This window comes from Streptomyces sp. NPDC003036 (genome assembly GCF_040611175.1).
Lineage (GTDB): Bacteria > Actinomycetota > Actinomycetes > Streptomycetales > Streptomycetaceae > Streptomyces.
Genome location: NZ_JBEXNO010000018.1, coordinates 18,556 through 36,087, shown reverse-complemented (window position 1 = coordinate 36,087; position 17,532 = coordinate 18,556). Strand labels below are relative to the sequence as shown.

General features: G+C 68.2%; 13 protein-coding genes and 1 pseudogene. 4 read left to right on the top strand and 10 right to left on the bottom strand.

Features of this window, described 5'->3' with window-relative positions; genetic code table 11:
* Positions 1-32: 32 nt before the first annotated feature.
* From ABZX67_RS15555 to ABZX67_RS15540, 4 genes are all read right to left on the bottom strand, one after another.
* Complete coding sequence (locus tag ABZX67_RS15555) at positions 33-1,340, bottom strand: restriction endonuclease (RefSeq protein ID WP_355359769.1); 1,308 nt, start codon at positions 1,338-1,340, stop codon at positions 33-35.
* A gap of 267 nt (positions 1,341-1,607) precedes the next feature.
* Entirely contained in the window at positions 1,608-1,799 is a 192-nt protein-coding gene (locus ABZX67_RS15550) for a hypothetical protein (protein WP_355359766.1), read from the bottom strand.
* A gap of 103 nt (positions 1,800-1,902) precedes the next feature.
* Positions 1,903-2,877, bottom strand: coding sequence for an NAD-dependent epimerase/dehydratase family protein (locus ABZX67_RS15545; RefSeq protein ID WP_355359763.1), 975 nt, complete (start codon positions 2,875-2,877; stop codon positions 1,903-1,905).
* Positions 2,878-2,889: 12 nt separating this feature from the next.
* Entirely contained in the window at positions 2,890-4,185 is a 1,296-nt protein-coding gene (locus ABZX67_RS15540) for a nucleotide sugar dehydrogenase (protein WP_355359760.1), read from the bottom strand.
* Between the two features lie 341 nt (positions 4,186-4,526).
* On the opposite strand from ABZX67_RS15540, the gene metG reads away from it, so the two are divergent.
* The gene (gene metG, locus ABZX67_RS15535; RefSeq protein ID WP_355359757.1) at positions 4,527-6,248 is read left to right on the top strand and encodes a methionine--tRNA ligase; all 1,722 of its coding nucleotides are present in this window, start codon (positions 4,527-4,529) and stop codon (positions 6,246-6,248) included.
* Positions 6,249-6,280: 32 nt separating this feature from the next.
* Here the strand turns inward: metG and ABZX67_RS15530 are convergent, their stop codons facing one another.
* The 6 genes from ABZX67_RS15530 to ABZX67_RS15505 are packed head-to-tail and all read right to left on the bottom strand — an operon-like array spanning position 6,281 to position 12,082.
* On the bottom strand, positions 6,281-6,919 hold the full coding sequence (locus ABZX67_RS15530) for a histidine phosphatase family protein (RefSeq protein ID WP_355359754.1): 639 nt from the start codon (positions 6,917-6,919) through the stop codon (positions 6,281-6,283).
* A 20-nt stretch (positions 6,920-6,939) separates the two neighbouring features.
* On the bottom strand, positions 6,940-7,494 hold the full coding sequence (locus ABZX67_RS15525; protein WP_355359751.1) for an FkbM family methyltransferase: 555 nt from the start codon (positions 7,492-7,494) through the stop codon (positions 6,940-6,942).
* The gene (locus ABZX67_RS15520) at positions 7,446-9,038 is read right to left on the bottom strand and encodes a hypothetical protein (protein ID WP_355359748.1); all 1,593 of its coding nucleotides are present in this window, start codon (positions 9,036-9,038) and stop codon (positions 7,446-7,448) included. Before ABZX67_RS15520 ends, ABZX67_RS15525 begins: the two co-directional genes overlap by 49 nt.
* Before the next feature lie 4 nt (positions 9,039-9,042).
* The gene (locus ABZX67_RS15515; RefSeq protein WP_355359745.1) at positions 9,043-10,185 is read right to left on the bottom strand and encodes a glycosyltransferase family protein; all 1,143 of its coding nucleotides are present in this window, start codon (positions 10,183-10,185) and stop codon (positions 9,043-9,045) included.
* Between the two features lie 14 nt (positions 10,186-10,199).
* Positions 10,200-11,516, bottom strand: coding sequence for a N,N-dimethylformamidase beta subunit family domain-containing protein (locus ABZX67_RS15510; RefSeq protein ID WP_355359742.1), 1,317 nt, complete (start codon positions 11,514-11,516; stop codon positions 10,200-10,202).
* A complete protein-coding gene (locus ABZX67_RS15505; protein ID WP_355360043.1) occupies positions 11,513-12,082 on the bottom strand; it encodes a class I SAM-dependent methyltransferase in 570 nt (189 codons plus the stop codon). Before ABZX67_RS15505 ends, ABZX67_RS15510 begins: the two co-directional genes overlap by 4 nt.
* A 375-nt stretch (positions 12,083-12,457) precedes the next feature.
* Here ABZX67_RS15505 and ABZX67_RS15500 point away from each other — a divergent pair, with 375 nt between their 5' ends.
* The 3 genes and pseudogenes from ABZX67_RS15500 to ABZX67_RS15490 form a co-directional block, all read left to right on the top strand.
* On the top strand, positions 12,458-15,985 hold the full coding sequence (locus ABZX67_RS15500; protein ID WP_355359739.1) for an NB-ARC domain-containing protein: 3,528 nt from the start codon (positions 12,458-12,460) through the stop codon (positions 15,983-15,985).
* Between the two features lie 25 nt (positions 15,986-16,010).
* Positions 16,011-17,237, top strand: coding sequence for a damage-control phosphatase ARMT1 family protein (locus ABZX67_RS15495; protein ID WP_355359736.1), 1,227 nt, complete (start codon positions 16,011-16,013; stop codon positions 17,235-17,237).
* 112 nt (positions 17,238-17,349) lie between these two features.
* Positions 17,350-17,520 (top strand): annotated as a pseudogene (locus tag ABZX67_RS15490) (adenylyl cyclase); the annotation flags it as partial.
* Between the last annotated feature and the right edge of the window lie 12 nt (positions 17,521-17,532).

Below are 17,532 nucleotides of genomic sequence, written 5' to 3'. Positions count from 1 at the left end.
CCGTCCGCGTGGGTAGGTCAGCCGGCGAACGGCTACTGCAGCAGGATCTCCTCGGGACGTCGGTTCGTGATCGCGGTATCCCGACCGTCGAGGACGTGCTCGATGCACGCCGCCAGGTCGCCGCCGTGGTCGTCCCTGGCCATGCTGCGCAGTTCCGCGACCAGGCTCATGCCGTTGAGGAGGGTGATCGGGTATTGGTCCTCCACCATCTCGGTTTGCGCCGGCTCGGAGTAGGCGCCAGTGGTGACATAGACGCCGATCCACCCACGCCGGAGCCGGGCAACCACCCGAGCGATCTGCTCCGCGGTGACGAGGGTGTCGGGTTTGACACACTTCGCCTGCCCGAGCACGACGAGACTCGTGCCGGCCAGGCCGCTTCCGCTGCCGAGATCGAGTCGTCCGACGAAATCGGCTCCGCCGTCACCGGACCGGCGTGTAAGCCAGCCTTCGACATACCTGTGGCCAGCCCCACGCAGCACGCGGGCCGCCACCGCAGCGGCCAACGCCTCGAAGTCGTGTTTGCGACCGTCGAAGTACTTGTAGACCATCTCCAGGTCCGTGGCATCACTACCACCCGGCTTCGGTCGCTGATCGCGTACTTTGGTGACCTGTGCCCGGGCGACCCGGCGGCGAAGTCTGGGGAGGGCTGAGGAACCGTGCTTGACCCACTCACGCCATGCCCGTGGCGCCAGGTCGAGGGCTTGAGGGTGGGACACACCCTTGTCTCTGCGGGCTTCGACCCATTCCCAGGCGACCGTGTCGTTCTCGGAAGTCAGGTCTATGAGGGCGATGTCGTAGACGTAGTTCACGAACGGCGTGTGCTCGCGGCCTCCCCATTGCACCAGCCGCTCGGTCCGCTCGATGACACCGAGTCCGCAGAACGCCACATGGCCCTTGGGCTTTCCGTTCTGGGGGACGGCGCGGAACAGCAGTAGAGGGGTAGCGGCGGCCCGTTCATCAGGAGTGTGCCCCTGGTGGTCGGTGAATGCGTCGAGTAGCGCGGCGTTGCCGGTGGTGGTGCCGGGCGGGACGCTCAAACCGGCTTTATGGTCGCCGAAGTAACGGACGTGGCCGTTGTCCATGTCGAAAACGTCGTGCCAAGGTGTCTGCTCGGTGCCGGCCTTCCAGGGACTGGACCGGATGAGGATCGCCGGGCGTCGAGCGCCGTCCGGGGTGGTCACCTTCGCCATCCCGTTGATGCCAGCCTCGAGCAGGGCGCGCTTGTGACCTGACGAGTGGGTCACGTGGTGGACGTTCGGAAAGCCGTCAAGCAACGGTGGCTTCGGATCTTTGCCACTCGCGTAGCGATACACCTGCTCCACTTTCAGCTTCCCGCCCACAGCCGGCCCTCTCCCTAGAGTCGCTCCCCCGATGCTTCACCACGACAGTAGCGGCGGGTACTGACAGAGCGGGGTGCGCCGATCTCAAGGTTTGACGAGGCTGGATGGTCCTGGTGGCCGAGAGGCAGGCAGTGACAACGGCGGTTGGGCCGTGGGCCGGGGCTGGTGGGCGTCTCATGAGGATGGTGCCGGGCCACTCCCGACTATCGAGCATCCGCCGGTGCCAGCGGCGTCGGTGAGCCGGTCAAGAAGCGCAATCTTCGCCTATCAGGCCAGTTCCGCGGCTAGGGCGTGAAGCGCAGGGACGAACTCTGGATGGTCTCCGCGCAAAGCCGACTGCAGTAGCTCGGTGATGACGATGATCTGTGCAACGCGTTCGGATTCTGTTTTGAGCACGGGGAAGGTGTGGCGGACGCGGTGGGCGAATGCGGGGATGAGCAGGGAGTACGCCAACAGCATGGCGGCGTCGTAGCCGACCGGTGCCAGGCCGGGGTGGTGCCTGTCCAGCGCTCCTGCTTACAGTGGCGAAGGGGGGCCGGCCGATATGGTCGCGCCCCCGCGTTCAGCCAGAAACAGGAGAAGGCTCAGTTCGGTGTGCTGCGCTTATGACCGAGGTGCGGAACCAGTCCACTGTCGCGGAGACTCCTTCCTCAAGCGTCACCGGCGCCACTGTTGGAAAGAGCGCGCGTAAACGGCCGTTGTCGGCCTGGGAGTGCTGGACATCTCCTGTGCGAGCGGGCACATGCTCTCGCCGGACGCCCTGACCAGTCGCGGTCTCGATCTCCGGGATCAGGTCCAGCAGGGATATGCGGGTCCCGAAGGCCAAGTTCACAGGGCGGGGCTCGACGATCCGGCGGAGGAGGGCGTCGGTGAGGACGCGGCACACGGTGCCCACGTACGTGAAGTCGCGGGTCTGGGTGCCGTTGCCGTACACGGTCACGGGCTGGCCGGCGAGTGTGGCGCTGATCCACTTCGGGATGACCGCGGCGTAGGCGTGGTCGGCGCGCTGGCCGGGACCGTAGACGTTGAAGAAGCGGAAGGGCAGCACCGGCAGGTCGTAACTGTGGTGGTAGGCGCCCAGGTACGCCTCCGTGGCGAGTTTGGTGACCGCGTACGGGCTCATCGGGGCAGTGGTGAGGTCTTCGTGCTTCGGCAGGCGCGGGTTCGCGCCGTAGACGGAGGACGAGGAAGCGGCGATCACGTGCAGGCCGCCCGCGCGGCGTGCGGCTTCGAGGACCTGGAGGGTTCCGGTCGCGTTGGCGTGGTGGCTGGCCAAGGGATCTCGGACCGAGCGCGGTACGGAGGGCAGCGCGGCGAGGTGGACGACGGCGTCCGCGCCGCGGAACACCTGGTCCAGCAGGTCGGCGTTCTGGATGTCGCCTTCGAAGAAGTCGACGCCGAGGGCGGCGATGTTGGCGTCGCGACCGGTGGAGAGGTTGTCGACCACCCGGACCTGGGTGATCTTGGGGTGGTCGGTCAGGGCTCGGGCGAGGTTGCTTCCAATGAAGCCGGCGCCACCGGTGATCACGATCTTCACGTGGGTTTCCCTTCAGAGAGAGTCGACGTGTGCGCCGACGAGGCGACGGCGGCAGTCGAGGATGTAGGGGGCGTGCGCGGTGATCAGGGGGTAGTCGAAGGCGTCGTGGTCGGCGAGGAGGACGACGGCGTTGGCCGCCGCGAGGCTGGCGGGGGTGACGCCGACTCGCCTCAGGTTCGCCAGGCCGTCGGCGCGAGGGTGGGCGTCGTCGCTGACGTGGGGGTCGGCCGCCTGGACCTCAGCGCCCATGCCGGTGAGCAGCTCCGCGATCCGCGCCGCCGGTGTTTCGCGGGCGTCCCCGGTGTTGGCCTTGTACGCGAGGCCGAGCAGCAGCACTCGGGAGCCGTTGACCGACTTCTTGCGTTTGTTGAGCCCGTCGACCAGGCGCCGAACCACGTAGTCGGGCATGTGGTTGTTGACGTCGTTCGCGAGCTCGACGAAGCGGAAGTTGCGGCCCACGGTCCGCTGGACGCGCCAGGACAGGTAGGAGGGGTCTATGGGCAGGCAGTGGCCTCCGACTCCCGGTCCCGGAGTGAAGCGCATGAAGCCGAACGGCTTGGTGGACGCCGCGTCGATGGCGGCCCAGACGTCGATGCCCAGCTCGTGGGCGAAGATCGCCAGCTCGTTGGCGAGCGCAATGTTCACGTGCCGGAAGGTGTTCTCCAGCAGCTTCGCCAGCTCGGCCTCCTTGCAGCAGGCGACCGGGACGACCTTGGCGACGAGGGACGTGTAAAAGCGGCTGATCGTTTCCCTGGACGCCGTGTCGATTCCGGAGATGATCTTTGGTGTGTTCTCCAGCCTCCAGGTGGGGTTGCCGGGGTCGATGCGCTCAGGGCTGTAGCCAAGGTGGAAGTCGGAGCCCGCCGTCAGGCCAGAGGTGCTTTCGAGGAGGGGGCCGAAGACTTCCTCCGTGGTGCCCGGGTACGTCGTCGACTCCAGGACGACGGTCGCTCCGCGAGTGAGGTAATGGCCCAGCAGCAGCGCCGAGTCTTCGACATGCGACAGGTCCGGAGCTCCGTCGCGGAGCGGCGTGGGCACCGTGACGACCGCTACGTCGAATCCCGCGCAGTCGGAGGGGTCGATGGTGGGTCGGTAGGCGCCGGCGGCGAGGAGCGGCGCCAGACGCGAGTCGGTGACGTCCTCTATGTAGGACTCCCCGAGCATGAGCCGCTTGACCCGCCGCGCGTCCACGTCGAAGCCGACGACCTGGTGCCCTACCTCGGCGGCTCTCACCGCGAGCGGGAGCCCGACGTACCCCTGCCCCACGACGACGACGCGGAGCCGCTGGGTCTCACGCTTCTCGATCATGCTCTCCACCTCGTTGTGTAAGCGTGCGGATGTGTATGGCGGGCGCGGACCCGTGGCCCGGCGGTGGCTTTAAGATGGAAAGCGCCTCGGCCGTACGAGACTCGCTTGGCCGCCTGTCTTGGACGGCCGAGTGCTTTTCGCGCTCCGCCCAGACCGGTCAGAAAACCCGTGGGATGGGGAAAGCCCCGGTTCGATACGATGGCGTTGGCTTGTAGACCCGTTCCGTCACCATGCGTGACACCAGCGTGCGATCCGAGTGATCGCATCGGCTGCAGCCTCCCGACTTGGGCCCGCCGTGGCACTGTCACCGGCGCCGTACGTACGAAATGGAGCATCCGAGGATGGCTCGACACCTGGTCACCAGCGCGCTTCCCTACATCAACGGGATCAAGCACCTGGGCAACATGGTCGGGTCGATGCTTCCGGCGGATGTGTACTCCCGGTACCTCCGCCAGCGCGGTCACGATGTCCTCTACATCTGCGCCACCGACGAGCACGGCACGCCGGCCGAGCTGGCCGCCAAGGAGGCCGGGCTCTCCGTCGCCGAGTTCTGCGCGCAGGCCCACGACGCGCAGAAGGCCGTGTACGACGGTTTCGAGCTGGCCTTCGACTACTTCGGCCGGAGCTCCTCCCAGCAGACCCGCGAGATCACCCAGCACTTCGCGCGCAAGCTGCACGAGAACGGCTTCATCGAGGAGCGCGCGATCCGCCAGGTGTATTCGCCCGTCGACGGGCGCTTCCTGCCGGACCGGTACGTCGAGGGCACTTGTCCGCACTGCGGCTACGACAAGGCCCGCGGCGACCAGTGCGAGAACTGCACCCGCGTGCTCGACCCGACCGACCTGATCGACCCGCGCTCCGCGATCAGCGGTTCCACGGAGCTGGAGGTTCGTGAGACCAAGCACCTCTTCCTGTTGCAGTCCAAGCTTCAGCACGAGGTCGAGGCGTGGATCGACTCGGTGAGCGAGAAGTGGCCGCACCTGTCCTCGTCGATCGCCCGGAAGTGGCTGACCGAGGGTCTGCACGATCGCGCGATCACCCGTGACCTGGACTGGGGCGTGCCCGTCCCGGCCGACACCTGGCCGGAACTCGCGGCCGAGGGCAAGGTCTTCTACGTCTGGTTCGACGCCCCGATCGCGTACATCGGCGCGACGAAGGAGTGGGCGGATGCCGCCACGGACGGCGAGACCCGCGACTGGAAGTCGTGGTGGTACAAGGCGGACGACGTCACCTACACCGAGTTCATGGCGAAGGACAACGTCCCCTTCCACACCGTGATGTTCCCGGCCACCGAGCTGGGTGTCCGTGAGCCGTGGAAGATGGTCGACTTCGTCAAGGGCTTCAACTGGCTGACGTACTACGGCGGCAAGTTCTCCACATCCCAGAAGCGTGGCGTCTTCACCGACGCGGCCCTGGAGATCCTCCCCGCCGACTACTGGCGCTACTTCCTGATCGCCAACGCCCCGGAGTCGGACGACTCGTCGTTCACCTGGGAGCACTTCACCGCCACGGTCAACAAGGACCTGGCCGACACCCTCGGCAACTTCGTCAACCGCGTGCTGTCCTTCTCCCGGAAGCGGTTCGGTGACGAGGTTCCGGCCGGCCGCGCCGCCGGCGAGGTGGAGGCGAAGCTCGGCGAGGAGATCGCGCGTCTGCTGGCCGAGTACGAGGAGCACATGGAGGCGCTCCAGTTCCGTAAGGCGGCCGCCGCGCTGCGCGCCCTGTGGTCCGCGGGCAACTCCTACCTGGAGGAGAAGGCGCCCTGGCTGGAGATCAAGACCGATGCCGACGGCGCCGCGCTGACTCTCCGTACCGCGATGAACCTGATCCACCTGTACGCGGTCGTCTCTGAGCCGTTCATCCCGACCACCGCCGCCGCCATGCGCGGGGCCTTCGCCCTGGAGAACGACACCGCGACCTGGGTGACCGCCGAGCAGGCCAAGTCCCTGGACGCCGTCACGGCCGGCACCGCGTTCACCGTGCCGCCCGTGCTCTTCGCGAAGATCACGGAGGAGGACCTGGAGTCCTACCGGGCGCGCTTCGGCGGTTCCCCGGACGCCTGACCGTGTCTCCCGAGCCCGTACCGTTCGTGCTCTCATCGGGCGGTACGGGGGTCGAGAAGGCTGGGCAGGCTCGCGGGCGGCACGTTCATCAGCCGGATGTGGGAAGCCGTGTCGTCTGCCTCGACCCACGTGACGCCGGCTGACCCAGGGACGTGCTGGAGGTAGCGATCGAAGCCGTTCCCCGTCAGCCACAGCAGCAGGCAGGCGATGCCCCCGCCGTGCCCGACGAGGACGGTCGTCCGATGCGGCCCGGTGTGGACCTGGTTCCACAGGTCCACATAGCGCGCCTGCACGTCCTCCGATGACTCGCCGCCCGGCGTGCGGAGCTGGTGGATGGGCACGCCATGGCGTGCTGCCTCAGAGGCGGCGAGCTCCCTGGGCCGGCCACCGAGGTGGCCGCTGTTCTTGGCGGCGAGGCGTTCGTCCACGCGTACGTCGGTCGGCCTTAGCACCGCGGTCAGCAGCGCCGCCGATTCGCGGCAACGGGACATCGGGCTGACGAGCATCTGGTCCACGGCGATACCGGTTGCGGCGAGGCCGTTACCGACCGCGCGGATGTCGTTCCTGCCGCGGTCGCTCAGCCTGCCTCCGACGGCCTGGCCCTGGTGGATGCCCCGCAGGTTCTCTTCAGTCTCGCCGTGCTTGATCAGGTAGATGTGCTTGGTGCGCATGGCGTGGCCCCTTCCTCGTATCAGTCCCAGTCGCGGACGTCGACACAAGCGGAGACCGCCGCGGCGACGTGGTCGTGCTCGGCACGGCTCATGGCGGGAAAGCGGTCGTAGTGCCACTCGATGTAGAGGACGGAGATGAGGTTGATCGTCCCGTCGTCCAGCAGCTTGGTGAGCACGGGGTACTCGGCACCTTCGATGTCCATCTTCACGACGACGTGATCACCGGGACTGACCGTCCGCCGCAGCCAGGCGCTGAAGTCGATGGCCGGTACCGGGATCGGCGAGGTGTAGTCGATCTGCTGGTCGTACACGGGCGGCACCTGCTTGCCCGGCATCACGGTGGAACTCTCGTGGTGGCCGAGGAAGAGGTCGATCGTCCCGTCATGGGTCCACACCGCGCTCTGGGAGATCTCGATACGGGCGGAGCCCTGGGCCTGTTCGACGTGCCGGCGGATGGAGGGGATCAGCTCCGCGTTCGGCTCGAAGGCGTAGAAGTCGTGATCCGGAAGCTCGTGCATGAAGCGGTTCAGCACGACTCCGAGGTTGGTGCCGCAGTCGATGAAGATTTTGCGCATGAGGTGCTCCCGTGGTCGGGTTTCGGGCGTACGAGGTCGATCTCGTGTAGGACGTCGTCGGCGAGCAGGACGAAGTCGCCGGTCGTCGTGCGGTAGCAGCGCTCCTCGTACCGGATGGTGATGCGGCGGACGGCTTCGTCGCCGCGGTAGGGAGGCAGGTCGCCCCACCGGTACAGCTGGCCGCCGGGCGCTTTGAGCCAGCGCAGCGCTCGAGGCAACGGTCCTTTCGGAACACCGTTGTTGAGGTGGCTGAACATCCTGGTCAGGAAGTCGAAGTGCTCGTTCGCTTGCTGCTCGTCCTTGAGCACGCGGCCGTAGGTCTTCTTGAGGCGGCGCAGCGTCTCTTGGTCCCCGTCCGCGTGGACGATGAGGTCGCGGAGCCGTCGGTCCCAGACGATGCCGAGGTGGTCGTGGAGGACCGGTTCGCTCGTCAGGAAGTAGCCCAGGACGCGGCCGAACTCCCGCTCGTACGGGCACATGAAGCCGTTGTAGAGGCCCTGCTGCTCGCCGGACACGGTCTCCACCTGCCAGTGGACACGGGCCGTGAAAGGAGAGTCCCACCACCCCAGGTGCCAGGGCTGCCACAGCAGGTCGGCGGCGCTGAGCACGAGCACCGCGAGTGCCAGCAGCGCGGCTGGCCAACCGAAGGCCGCGTCGTACTCCGCAGCGGGGAGTAACCCGACGGTGATCGCGAGAGCGATGTTGGTGCCGATGTTCTCCCAGAAGAGGATGCCGGAGGCGAGAGCGACGGCGACATTGAAGACGGCCGTCGCCGCGAGGACCGCGATCAGGAGACGGCGATCGAGGAACGCGATCAGACCCGCCGCCTCGGTCGCCATCGCGAGGACGTTGACCGGCCGATCGAGGCCGCGTGCGCGGCGCAATACGCGGGACACGGTCTCGGGGCGTAGGAAGCGTGCCCAGCCCCAGGAGTATGCCGAAGCGATGAGGTAGTGGGTGCGGTTGTGCCAGGTCCATGACCAGGGTCGCGGCCCGAGTCGGGCCTTGCTCCAGGCCGGCTTCACGTAGTGGGAGAGTGAGACGCAACCAAGGACGAGCAGGAGTGCCGCCGGGGAGCCCGGGGTCTCGAAGAACGTCGCCACGAGAAACCAGGCGAGGTATGCCTTGAGCAGCCGCAACGGCATCATCGCGTGGTGCTTCCAGCCTCGGAGCTTGCCGCAGTACACGCCCATCCAGGCGAGGAGAGCCGGGGGCCAGAAGCACGAGGCGGCACCTAGCACGAGAAGGAGCCGCTTGTCCAGGCGTTGCGGTCCGATCGGCTCCGTCACGTCGTAGTCGCTCGTCGCGCCTTGCCACGTGAGCAGCGCGATCACGACCATGGCGAACCACCGGAACGGCCCGGGATCGGGTGAGGACAGGAAGGCGAGCGGTACGGCGGGTGTGATGCTCGCGATGAGGATCAACCGGCTTGGGCGGCGCGCTATGGCCCGCACGGTGGGCGAGATCGCGAAGCGGTAGCAGGCCGCGACGGCGGAGACGGTCACGGCGGTGTGCAGGTACGCGGCGAGCAGTGGCGTCCCCATGGGCCTACCGCCTGGACGGCGCGAGGATCGCCGAAGCGGCTGTGGGCAGACTCTCCAGGTAGGAGGCGATCCGCTCCCGAGGGTCGACCGCGAGGTGCTCGTCCCGGTGGCGTGCGACGTTCGCGCGGAGTTCCCGGCTTCGGTTGAGGAAGTCGAGCACCGCTCCGCCGTCGATGCGGGGCGCCGATGTGCCCAGTTCCGCCTCGTGGACGACCTTGGCGCACCAGTGCTGGTCGTACGTGGGCAGCGGGATCAGATGGACCGGTTTGCCGAGGACGAAGGCTTCGCTGATGAGGTTGAAGCCGGCGTTGGAGAAGACAGCCTCGGACCGCGCCATGTCCCTGATGAACGCCTCGCGGTCGAAGGTGCGGATCTCGATCTCGCCATCGGCGTACTGACGCAGGTTTCCGATTTCGGTCGGCTGCACGTAGATCCGCAGACCGCGGTCCGGGACGTACTGGCGGAAGACCCTGGTCAGCGTTCGGACGGACTCTTCCGGCCCGTGGTCGAAGTAGCGAGAGAAGTAGGCCGTGGCGAGGGGCTCGATCGTGACCGGCGTGGAACGCACTGAGTCGGGGATGACGGGGGCGATGAACTCCAGCCTTCGGTCGTCCGCTACCAACGGGACGTACGAGCAGATGAAGGACCGGTCGACGCGGGGCGCGAAGTAGCGCAGGCGCTGCTCGTCGGCGGTCCGGGCGTAACGGCCGACTGCCGGCAGGTCGAGGTGCCGGTACTTGCTCTGCTGATCGACGGAGACCAGGGGTCTGTTGAAGTGGTACGCGAGGCGGGGAGTGTTGGGCTCGTAGTCGGTGATGAACACGTCGGGGACGCCGGTCTCGCGAACGATCCGGCGCAGGCGCATGTGCTTGGCAAGGCCGGCGGGGGCCTGCCAGATGTTCGCGCGTACGGCGTCACTCGCGGATATGCGGTCCGCGCGGGCAAGGAGCGTCGGCATCCACGCATCCCAAGCGGGGAAGCCGAGGTCCCGGAAATACTCCGCGCGGGCGCCACCGTTGGTGACGATGCGCACCTCATGCCCGCGGTCGCGGAGGTACTGGGCGATCACGCTCTGCCTGACCGAGTGGCCCATGCCGATGCCGTTGACGCCGATGATCACATTGAGCGGCCGTACGTTTCCAGACACGACGATCCCTTCGGTCAGGAGAGACGGGTGAAGACGTTGCGGGTGATGGCCGCGACCTGTGAGTCGGTGGCCAGAAGGCGGGCCCAGTCGGTCGTGGCGGCGGTGAAGACCGTGCCGTTCGCCGTGTAGAGGCCGAGGGTCGCCGCCCGAGGGCTGTCAATCGCCTCCCGAGCCGCGAAGTTCCAATCGCCGGGCAGCGGCGCGATGCCGAGAATCTCGAAGTCCTTGGGAGTCCCGTCTCGGCCTGTCGGGCGCGGTCGGCCGGACGCGTCGAGCTCGTACGCCGCCCCGTCGCATTCGTAGCCGACCAGCGCGCCGTCGCGGCCGACGACATCGCCCGTCCGCAGGCCCGTGCCGGAGAAGAGCCAGTGGTCCGCATCCGTGACGGTGAACCCGAGGGGAGTACGCGGGCCGTCCCAGTGGCCACCACCGTTTCGGTAGCTCACGCCGAGAAGGGAGTTCTCGGGCTCCGACTCCCACCAGTGATCCGGGCAGCCGTACGAGCTGTCCGGGTCCTTCTCGGCCGAGGCTCCGGGTGGGAACTTGTCGCAGCGCAGCCCGGCTCCGTCGGGAGTCACGTGTACTCGCCACCAGCAGGTGTTGGCGCCGAAGTTGGCGATGTTTCCTCCGCTGTCCCGGAACGCGGTCACGTTTCGGCGGATCTCGCCGCTCCAGTACTCGTCGTGGCCGGCGGCGACCAGGAGGCGGTATCCGTCATGGAGGTGTCGGCCTTCGTGAAGGTCCAGGTCGGTGCAGAAGTCGCTCTCGATCCGGTTCTGCTCCATCCATGCGATGAAGGGTGCGTCCCAGTGAGCGAAGGTCTGCCGCGGGGAGGCGGCGTCGTATGGGTCGGGCAGGCCCTTGACGGGGCCGCCGACGCCGCCTCCGGGGCGGAGCATCGTGACCAGGGCGGCGCTGTAGAGGCTGCCTCCCCCTGCCGTGTTGTAGGCGTGGTAGGTGAAGGTTGGGATCTTGAAGAGGACCCTGCGGCCAGACGGCGCGGAGGGTGTGACCACGAAGAGGATCCGCGCCTCACGGGAGTCCATCGGCGGCATGTCCGATGTCGGCTGCGTGCTCAGCGTCGCGATGTAGACCCCGGACCTCCACTCGGGGGGCACGAGGAACTCGTAGGCGGGCCACCGCCAGTCCGCGTCGAACGTGCCGGACTCTGCGGTGCCGCCGGGCCACTCGACATGGCCGGCGTGGTGGGGCGTCGCGCCCCAGCGGTAGAAGTCGACGTGGAAGTGCGGGGTCGATGCGGCGATGTGCAGCCGGAGCACTTCGCCGGCGCGGACGCTCGGCCGGGCGGGGTAGCCGCTGATGCTCGTCATGCGCTCGTCCAGGGGCGCGCGACACCAGCGATGTGGTACTGGTCGACCGGCTCGATCTGGGCTTCCCACTCCAGGTCGCACAGCTGCGAGGTGAGGTCGGCGGCGTCACGCAGCACCTTCACGGCCTGGTGGTGGGATCCGTCGGCGAGCCTGCGGCGCACAGTGGGCACCTGGGCCTCGGCGACGGCCTCCTCGATCCCCGCCTTGGCAGGTGCGTCGTCGAGGAACACCACGCGGCCGCCCGGCGCCAGCGTCCACCTCAGGAGGTCCCAGAAGGCTTCCATCTCCACGGGCGGCACGTGGCTCAGCCAGAAGGCGAAGAAGATGGTGTCGTACTGGCGATCCGGCTCCCAGCTGAAGACGTCCGCCTCGATGAAGCGAGTCGCGGTCCCGTGCATCCGCTCACGGGCCGCGGACAGCATCTCCGGCGCGGCGTCCAGCGCGGTCAGGCTGCGTACGCGGTCGGAGATCAGTCGGGTCCACTGGCCGGTACCGCACGCCAGCTCCAGGACGTCGCCGCGGATCGGCAGGTCGTCGAGGACGTTCGCGAGCTGGGGCATGTGCATGCGGTCGCTGTAGGAGTCGTCGTACTCGCCGGCTCGCGCTCGGTAGTAGGCGATCTGCCTCTGGGACCATCCGCCCGCACCGCCATGCTGCTTTGCTTCGATCACCTGAAACCCACCCCTTCGTCGTCCACGCGGAGCGGCAGTGCTCCGTGGTGAGCAGACTGCCGAGCGGTGCGGGACAGCGGGCTGCCGTCGTGCCGCACTCGCGTGGCAACGCCGTCGTTCGCGTGGGCGATCGCGGGACCGCCGGTTACCTCGGCCGGGACGGCCCGGGTGTCGAACCGGTGCTGAACTCCTGTCGCAGCGAAGGCCCTACGCCCCTGGTCAGACCGCCCTACGCTGTTACCGTCGTTGGCGTCGGTCGGAGGAGCTTCGGTGGCCACAGTGCAGCGCTGGACCGGAAGGGAGGCGCGCGCTCTGCGGCTCGCGACGCGTCGGAGCGTGCGTCGCTTCGCCGCCTACCTCGGCGTCAGCGACCGGACGGTGTCCAATTGGGAGGCCCGAGGCGAGGAGATCGTTCTCACCCCGGATTCCCAGGCGTTATTGGATACGGCGCTGGAGCGGAGCGACGCGGAGGTGCGGCAGCGCTTCTGGGACACGGTTGGTGCTCCGATGTCCTCAGCCGCGCCCGCACCGGACAGATACCTCCCGATACCCGTCCCGGAGCCCGGCTTGGTGCACAGGTCAGATGATTTCGAGGGGCTCGTCTCCGTCCTGCGGGAGGCGTCGGCGGACGACAGCGCCTCCACAGTCGCCCTTTGCGGTCCCGGCGGGTTCGGGAAGACGACGCTCGCGACGCAGGTGTGCCAAGACCCTCGTGTACGGAACTCCTTCTCGGAGTTCCTGTGGGTGGAGACCGGCGAGGAGTGCACGGTGGCGAGGGTTGTCGAGCTGATCTCCGACCTGTGCGTTCATCTGGACGGCAGCCGCCCTTCTTTCGCGGATCCGGAGCAGGCCGGCTTCCACCTGGCTCGTCTGCTCCAAGGACGGCGTGCGCTCCTCGTCATCGACAACGTCTGGTCCGCGGCCGACCTCAGCCCTTTCCTGCTGGGTGGGGAGGACTGCGTACGGCTTGTCACCACCAGGAACGTGCGCGTGTGCCCCAGCGCCGCCAGGGTCGTACGGCTGGGTCCCATGGCGTCGGGCGAGATCAGAGAGCTGCTCGTCCGCAATGTCGGCAACCTGGACGAGGCCGAAGCCGCGCGCCTCGCCGGCGCGTGTGGAGGATGGCCCCTGCTGGCGTCGATCGTCGGGGCGAACGTCGCACAGGAGGTCGTCTCTGGTGCCCCGGCCGGTCGTGTGGTCGCCGAGACGAGCGCGGCGATCCGTGCGTACGGCCCCCAGGCATTCGACGTCTGGGACTCGGACCAGCGGAAGAACGCTATCGGGCAGGCACTCGCGTCCAGTCTCCGCAGCCTTGAGGAGAGCGTCTCGATCGCGGGGCACTCGGACCTGCGGGACCGGTATCTCTCGCTCGCGGTCTTCCCGCCGTCGCTGCCGATCCCCGTGTCGGTGCTCACCCACTGGTGGCGAACAGCGCACGGATGGGCGCCTCACGTGGTGAGGCAGTTCTGCCGACTGCTGTCCGACCGGTCCCTGATCAGCGCCTATCTCGCGGACCGGGACGCCATCGTGCTGCACGATGTGTTCCGGTCCTACCTGCGCCACCTGATCGGCGATCGTTGGGCGGCCCTTCACCGGTCCCTGATCGAGTCATACCGGCACGGCACCGAGGGCGCGTGGGAGACGCTGGACGAGACCGAGGGCTATCTGTGGCGCCATCTTCCCTACCACCTGCGTGAAGCCGAGCTCGACGCCGAGCTCGTCAGCCTCCTGGCGTCCCCGTCGTACGTGATCCGCAAGGTCGCGATCGTCGGACACCAGCACCTGACCGCGGACGCCGCCGTCCTCGACGCTCTGCCCGGGCGGCACGAGGCCGGCCACCCCCAGCGTCAGGAGTGGCTGACCGCCCGCGCCCTGACCGGCGCCGGGTACCTGCTGAACGGACTGGAAAGCCCGGCTGACATCGCCTCGACGCTTTCCATCGTGCTGCGGCGCTCACCTCTGCCCCAGGACACGCGAACCCCCGAACGCGTCACTGGTGCGGAGGCCGTGCTCGCCCCGAAGTGGCTACTGCCTCCCGAGGACGACACCACGGAAGCGGCGGCCCCCGGCCACATTGGTGCGATCGTCAGCGTCTCCGCCGCTCGCGACATGGTCGCGTCGGGTGGTGAGGACGGAGTGGTCAGGCTCTGGAACGTCAACACCGGCCGGCTGCTCCGAGCCCACCAGGCGCACATCGGGTGGGTGTTCGCCACCGCGCTCTCCTCAGACGGGCTGGTCCTCGCTTCGGCGGGGGACGACGGAGCGATCCGACTGTGGCGCACCGACACCGGAGACCCCATCGGCGTGCTGCCCGGGCACAATCGCCGCATCCGCAGCCTCGCCTTCTCCCCCTCCGGCCCGTTCCTGCTCTCCGGGGCCGAGGACGGAGCTGTGCACGTGTGGGACGTGGACAGGCTCGTGCTCGTGCGATCGATGCGTACCGTCGGCACTCCCGTCTGGTCCGTGGCGATCGGAGGAGACTCCCAGTCGCTTGTGGCCGTGGCCGGCGAGGACGAGTTCGTCCGCCTCTTCGACCTGCGTACAGGTCGTCTCCTGGATGAACGAGCCGCTCACCGCGACTGGGTACGTTCCGTGGCCTTCGCCCCCGGCTCCTCTCTGTTGGCCTCCGGATCAGGTGACCGCTCCATCACTGTGTGGGACGCGGCGGACGGTCAACTCGTTCTCGTTCGCCGGATCGCCGATCTTAAGGCCCGCGTGCGCGCCGTTGCTCTTTCCTCGCACGACGATGTCATCGTCGCCGCCACCGAAGAGCCGAGGATCCAGGCGTTCTCGGCGGAAGGTCCGGCGGGCGAGACCCAGCCCCCACCGGGAGTCGACTGGGTGCGTTCGCTCGTCAGAACAGGCGACGGCACCGTGATAGCAGGATGCGAGGACGGGGCTGTTCGCGTCTGGACGGTGGGCAGAAGCAGGCTCAGGACGCTGGCCAGCGGCTCGAACACCGTGTGGTCCACGCAGTTCGCCGCCGACGGCCGTACCGCCGTGGTAGGCGACGGAGCCGGCGGCATCGGCGTCATCGACACCTCGACCGGGACGGTCAGCAGGAGGCTCGCGGCGGCCCATGGGCGTGTTTGGTCCCTGGCAGGCGGCGGTGAGCACGTCGCGGCGGCCTGCGGCGACGGGGCGGTCAGGGTCTGGTCGCTGCTCGACACAGAGTGGTCCCTCACCCTGAACCAGGGCACCCCGCGTACGTGGGCCGTGGCGATGGCTCGCTCGGCATCCCGCCTTGCCGCGAGTACGGGCGACGGACACATCCGGGTTTGGGACTTCTCCACCGGGGCCCTGCTGTGGAGCCAGGATGTTCACGCTGGCCGACTGCGCTCGCTCGCCTTCGACTACAGCGGAGAGCTCCTCGCCGCCTGTGGCGGTGACGGCTCCGTACGCGTGTGGCACGCCCTCACCGGCGAGTTCAAGGGCCGGTTCTCCAGCCCCAGCGGGTGGGCCCGCGCCGTCACGGTCGACGGACCGGGGCATCGCGTCGCGGTTGGGGCGGGAACCGGTGATATCGCGGTACGGCACCTGGCTACGGACAGGTTCACCTCCCACCTCTCCGGGCACACCGGCCGCATCCTCATGCTGGGCTTCCTCAACGACGGGGACCGCCTGGTGTCGGCCGCGGCGGATGGAACGGTGCGCCTGTGGTCACTCAGCGAGCAGCACCAGATCGCCAAGGTCAGGGTGGATGCCTCCTTGCACTGCGCGGCCTTCGAACCTCGTACGGGCGAGGTGTTGATCGGCAGTGCGGCGGGGGTCGTGTCCCTGGAGATCAAGGACTCATGAGCGACAAGCGAAGGGCTTGCACACCATGACAGAGAAGATTCCCAGCACCTCGGACGGCAGGGCCGACAGCAGCTCCGGCCCGGCCGCCGACCGCGACGCGCCGGTCATCCTGAGCAACGAGCCCGGCTCGTTCGCCTGGGGCGTCCTGGCCAAACGCCACCCGGCCCTGATCCAGCAGGTGCGAGACGCCTTTCCGTACGGCCGCCGACAGCACGAGGCTCTCGATGCCCTGCTGGACGAGATCACCAACGGCGTCATCGAACCGCCCGCTGCCTCGGAGCACGATCACCGGCAGTGGAAGAACTGGGGCCGGGAGCACTTTGGGCGGTCGTGGTTCGACGCCCCGTTCCTGTGGGCGGAGAGCTACTTTTACCGCCGGCTGCTTGGCGCCATCGAGTACTTCGGTACGGGCCCGTGGCAGGGAGTCGATCCCTTCGCTCCGTTCAAGCAGGCCGAACTGCGCGGCGAGGCGGTGGAGGAGGAGCTGCGGGCCCTGGACGCGCTCGCCGACGCACCTGCCGACGAGCGGGCTGCGGCGCTGCTCCACGCCTCGCTCTGGGGCAACCGCGCGGACCTCGGCTTCCGTGTCTCGGCGGGGGAGCCAGCGACCGGCGAAGCTACCTCCGCGCTGGTCGCCGACGACAGCGGCGTGCTTTGGCAGCTCCTGCCCGCCGGTGCCCCCTCGACCGTCGCCGTTGTGGCGGACAACGCCGGACGCGAGCTGATCCCGGACCTGATCCTCATCGACCACCTCCTCGAACGCCGGCACGCCGAACGGGTCGTGCTCCATGTAAAGCCCAGCCCGTACTACGTGTCCGACGCGATGACGGCAGACGTCGTCGACTGCCTCCGCCGCCTCACCGAGGCACCCGGCGAAGCCAGCACGATCGGCGGCCGACTGTGGAAGGCCATGGCGTCAGGGCGCCTGGAGGTCCGTACCCATCCCTTCTTCTGCGCTCCGCTGCCGTACGAGGAGATGCCCGAGGACCTCCGGAGCGAGTTCGAGGCCGCCACGATCACCATCCTGAAGGGCGACCTCAACTACCGCCGCCTGGTGGGCGACCGGCTCTGGGACGCCACGGCGCCGTTCGCCGACCTCACCGCGTACTTCCCAGGGGCCGTCGCAGCCCTCCGCACCCTGAAGTCCGACGTCATTGTCGGCCTGGACCACGGAACGCTGGACGCCCTCGAACAGTCCGGTGCGGCGTGGCGTACCAGCGGCACTCACGCTCTGATCCAGGTTCGGCCATAGCCCTGGCCTCGTCGCGACTGCTCGCTGACGTGTTCCACGCACCGAGCGGGGCCAGGTCTTACCTACTGCGACCTGGGGGCCGTGGTGTGCGTGGACGGACCTCCCTTCCAGCTTCGACACCTGGTCCTGCCTGCCCATGTTTCTCGAGATCGATGGACCCGACGAGGCATCGGCCCGCCACGCTGCCGCCCTGCTCGGCCTTGGCCACACAGAAGCCCGTTTCGGGAGCGTCCACGAGGTCTGCAAGAGCGAGTTGGGTCCGGGCTCCCTCGCCGAGCCCACTTCGCACCACCGG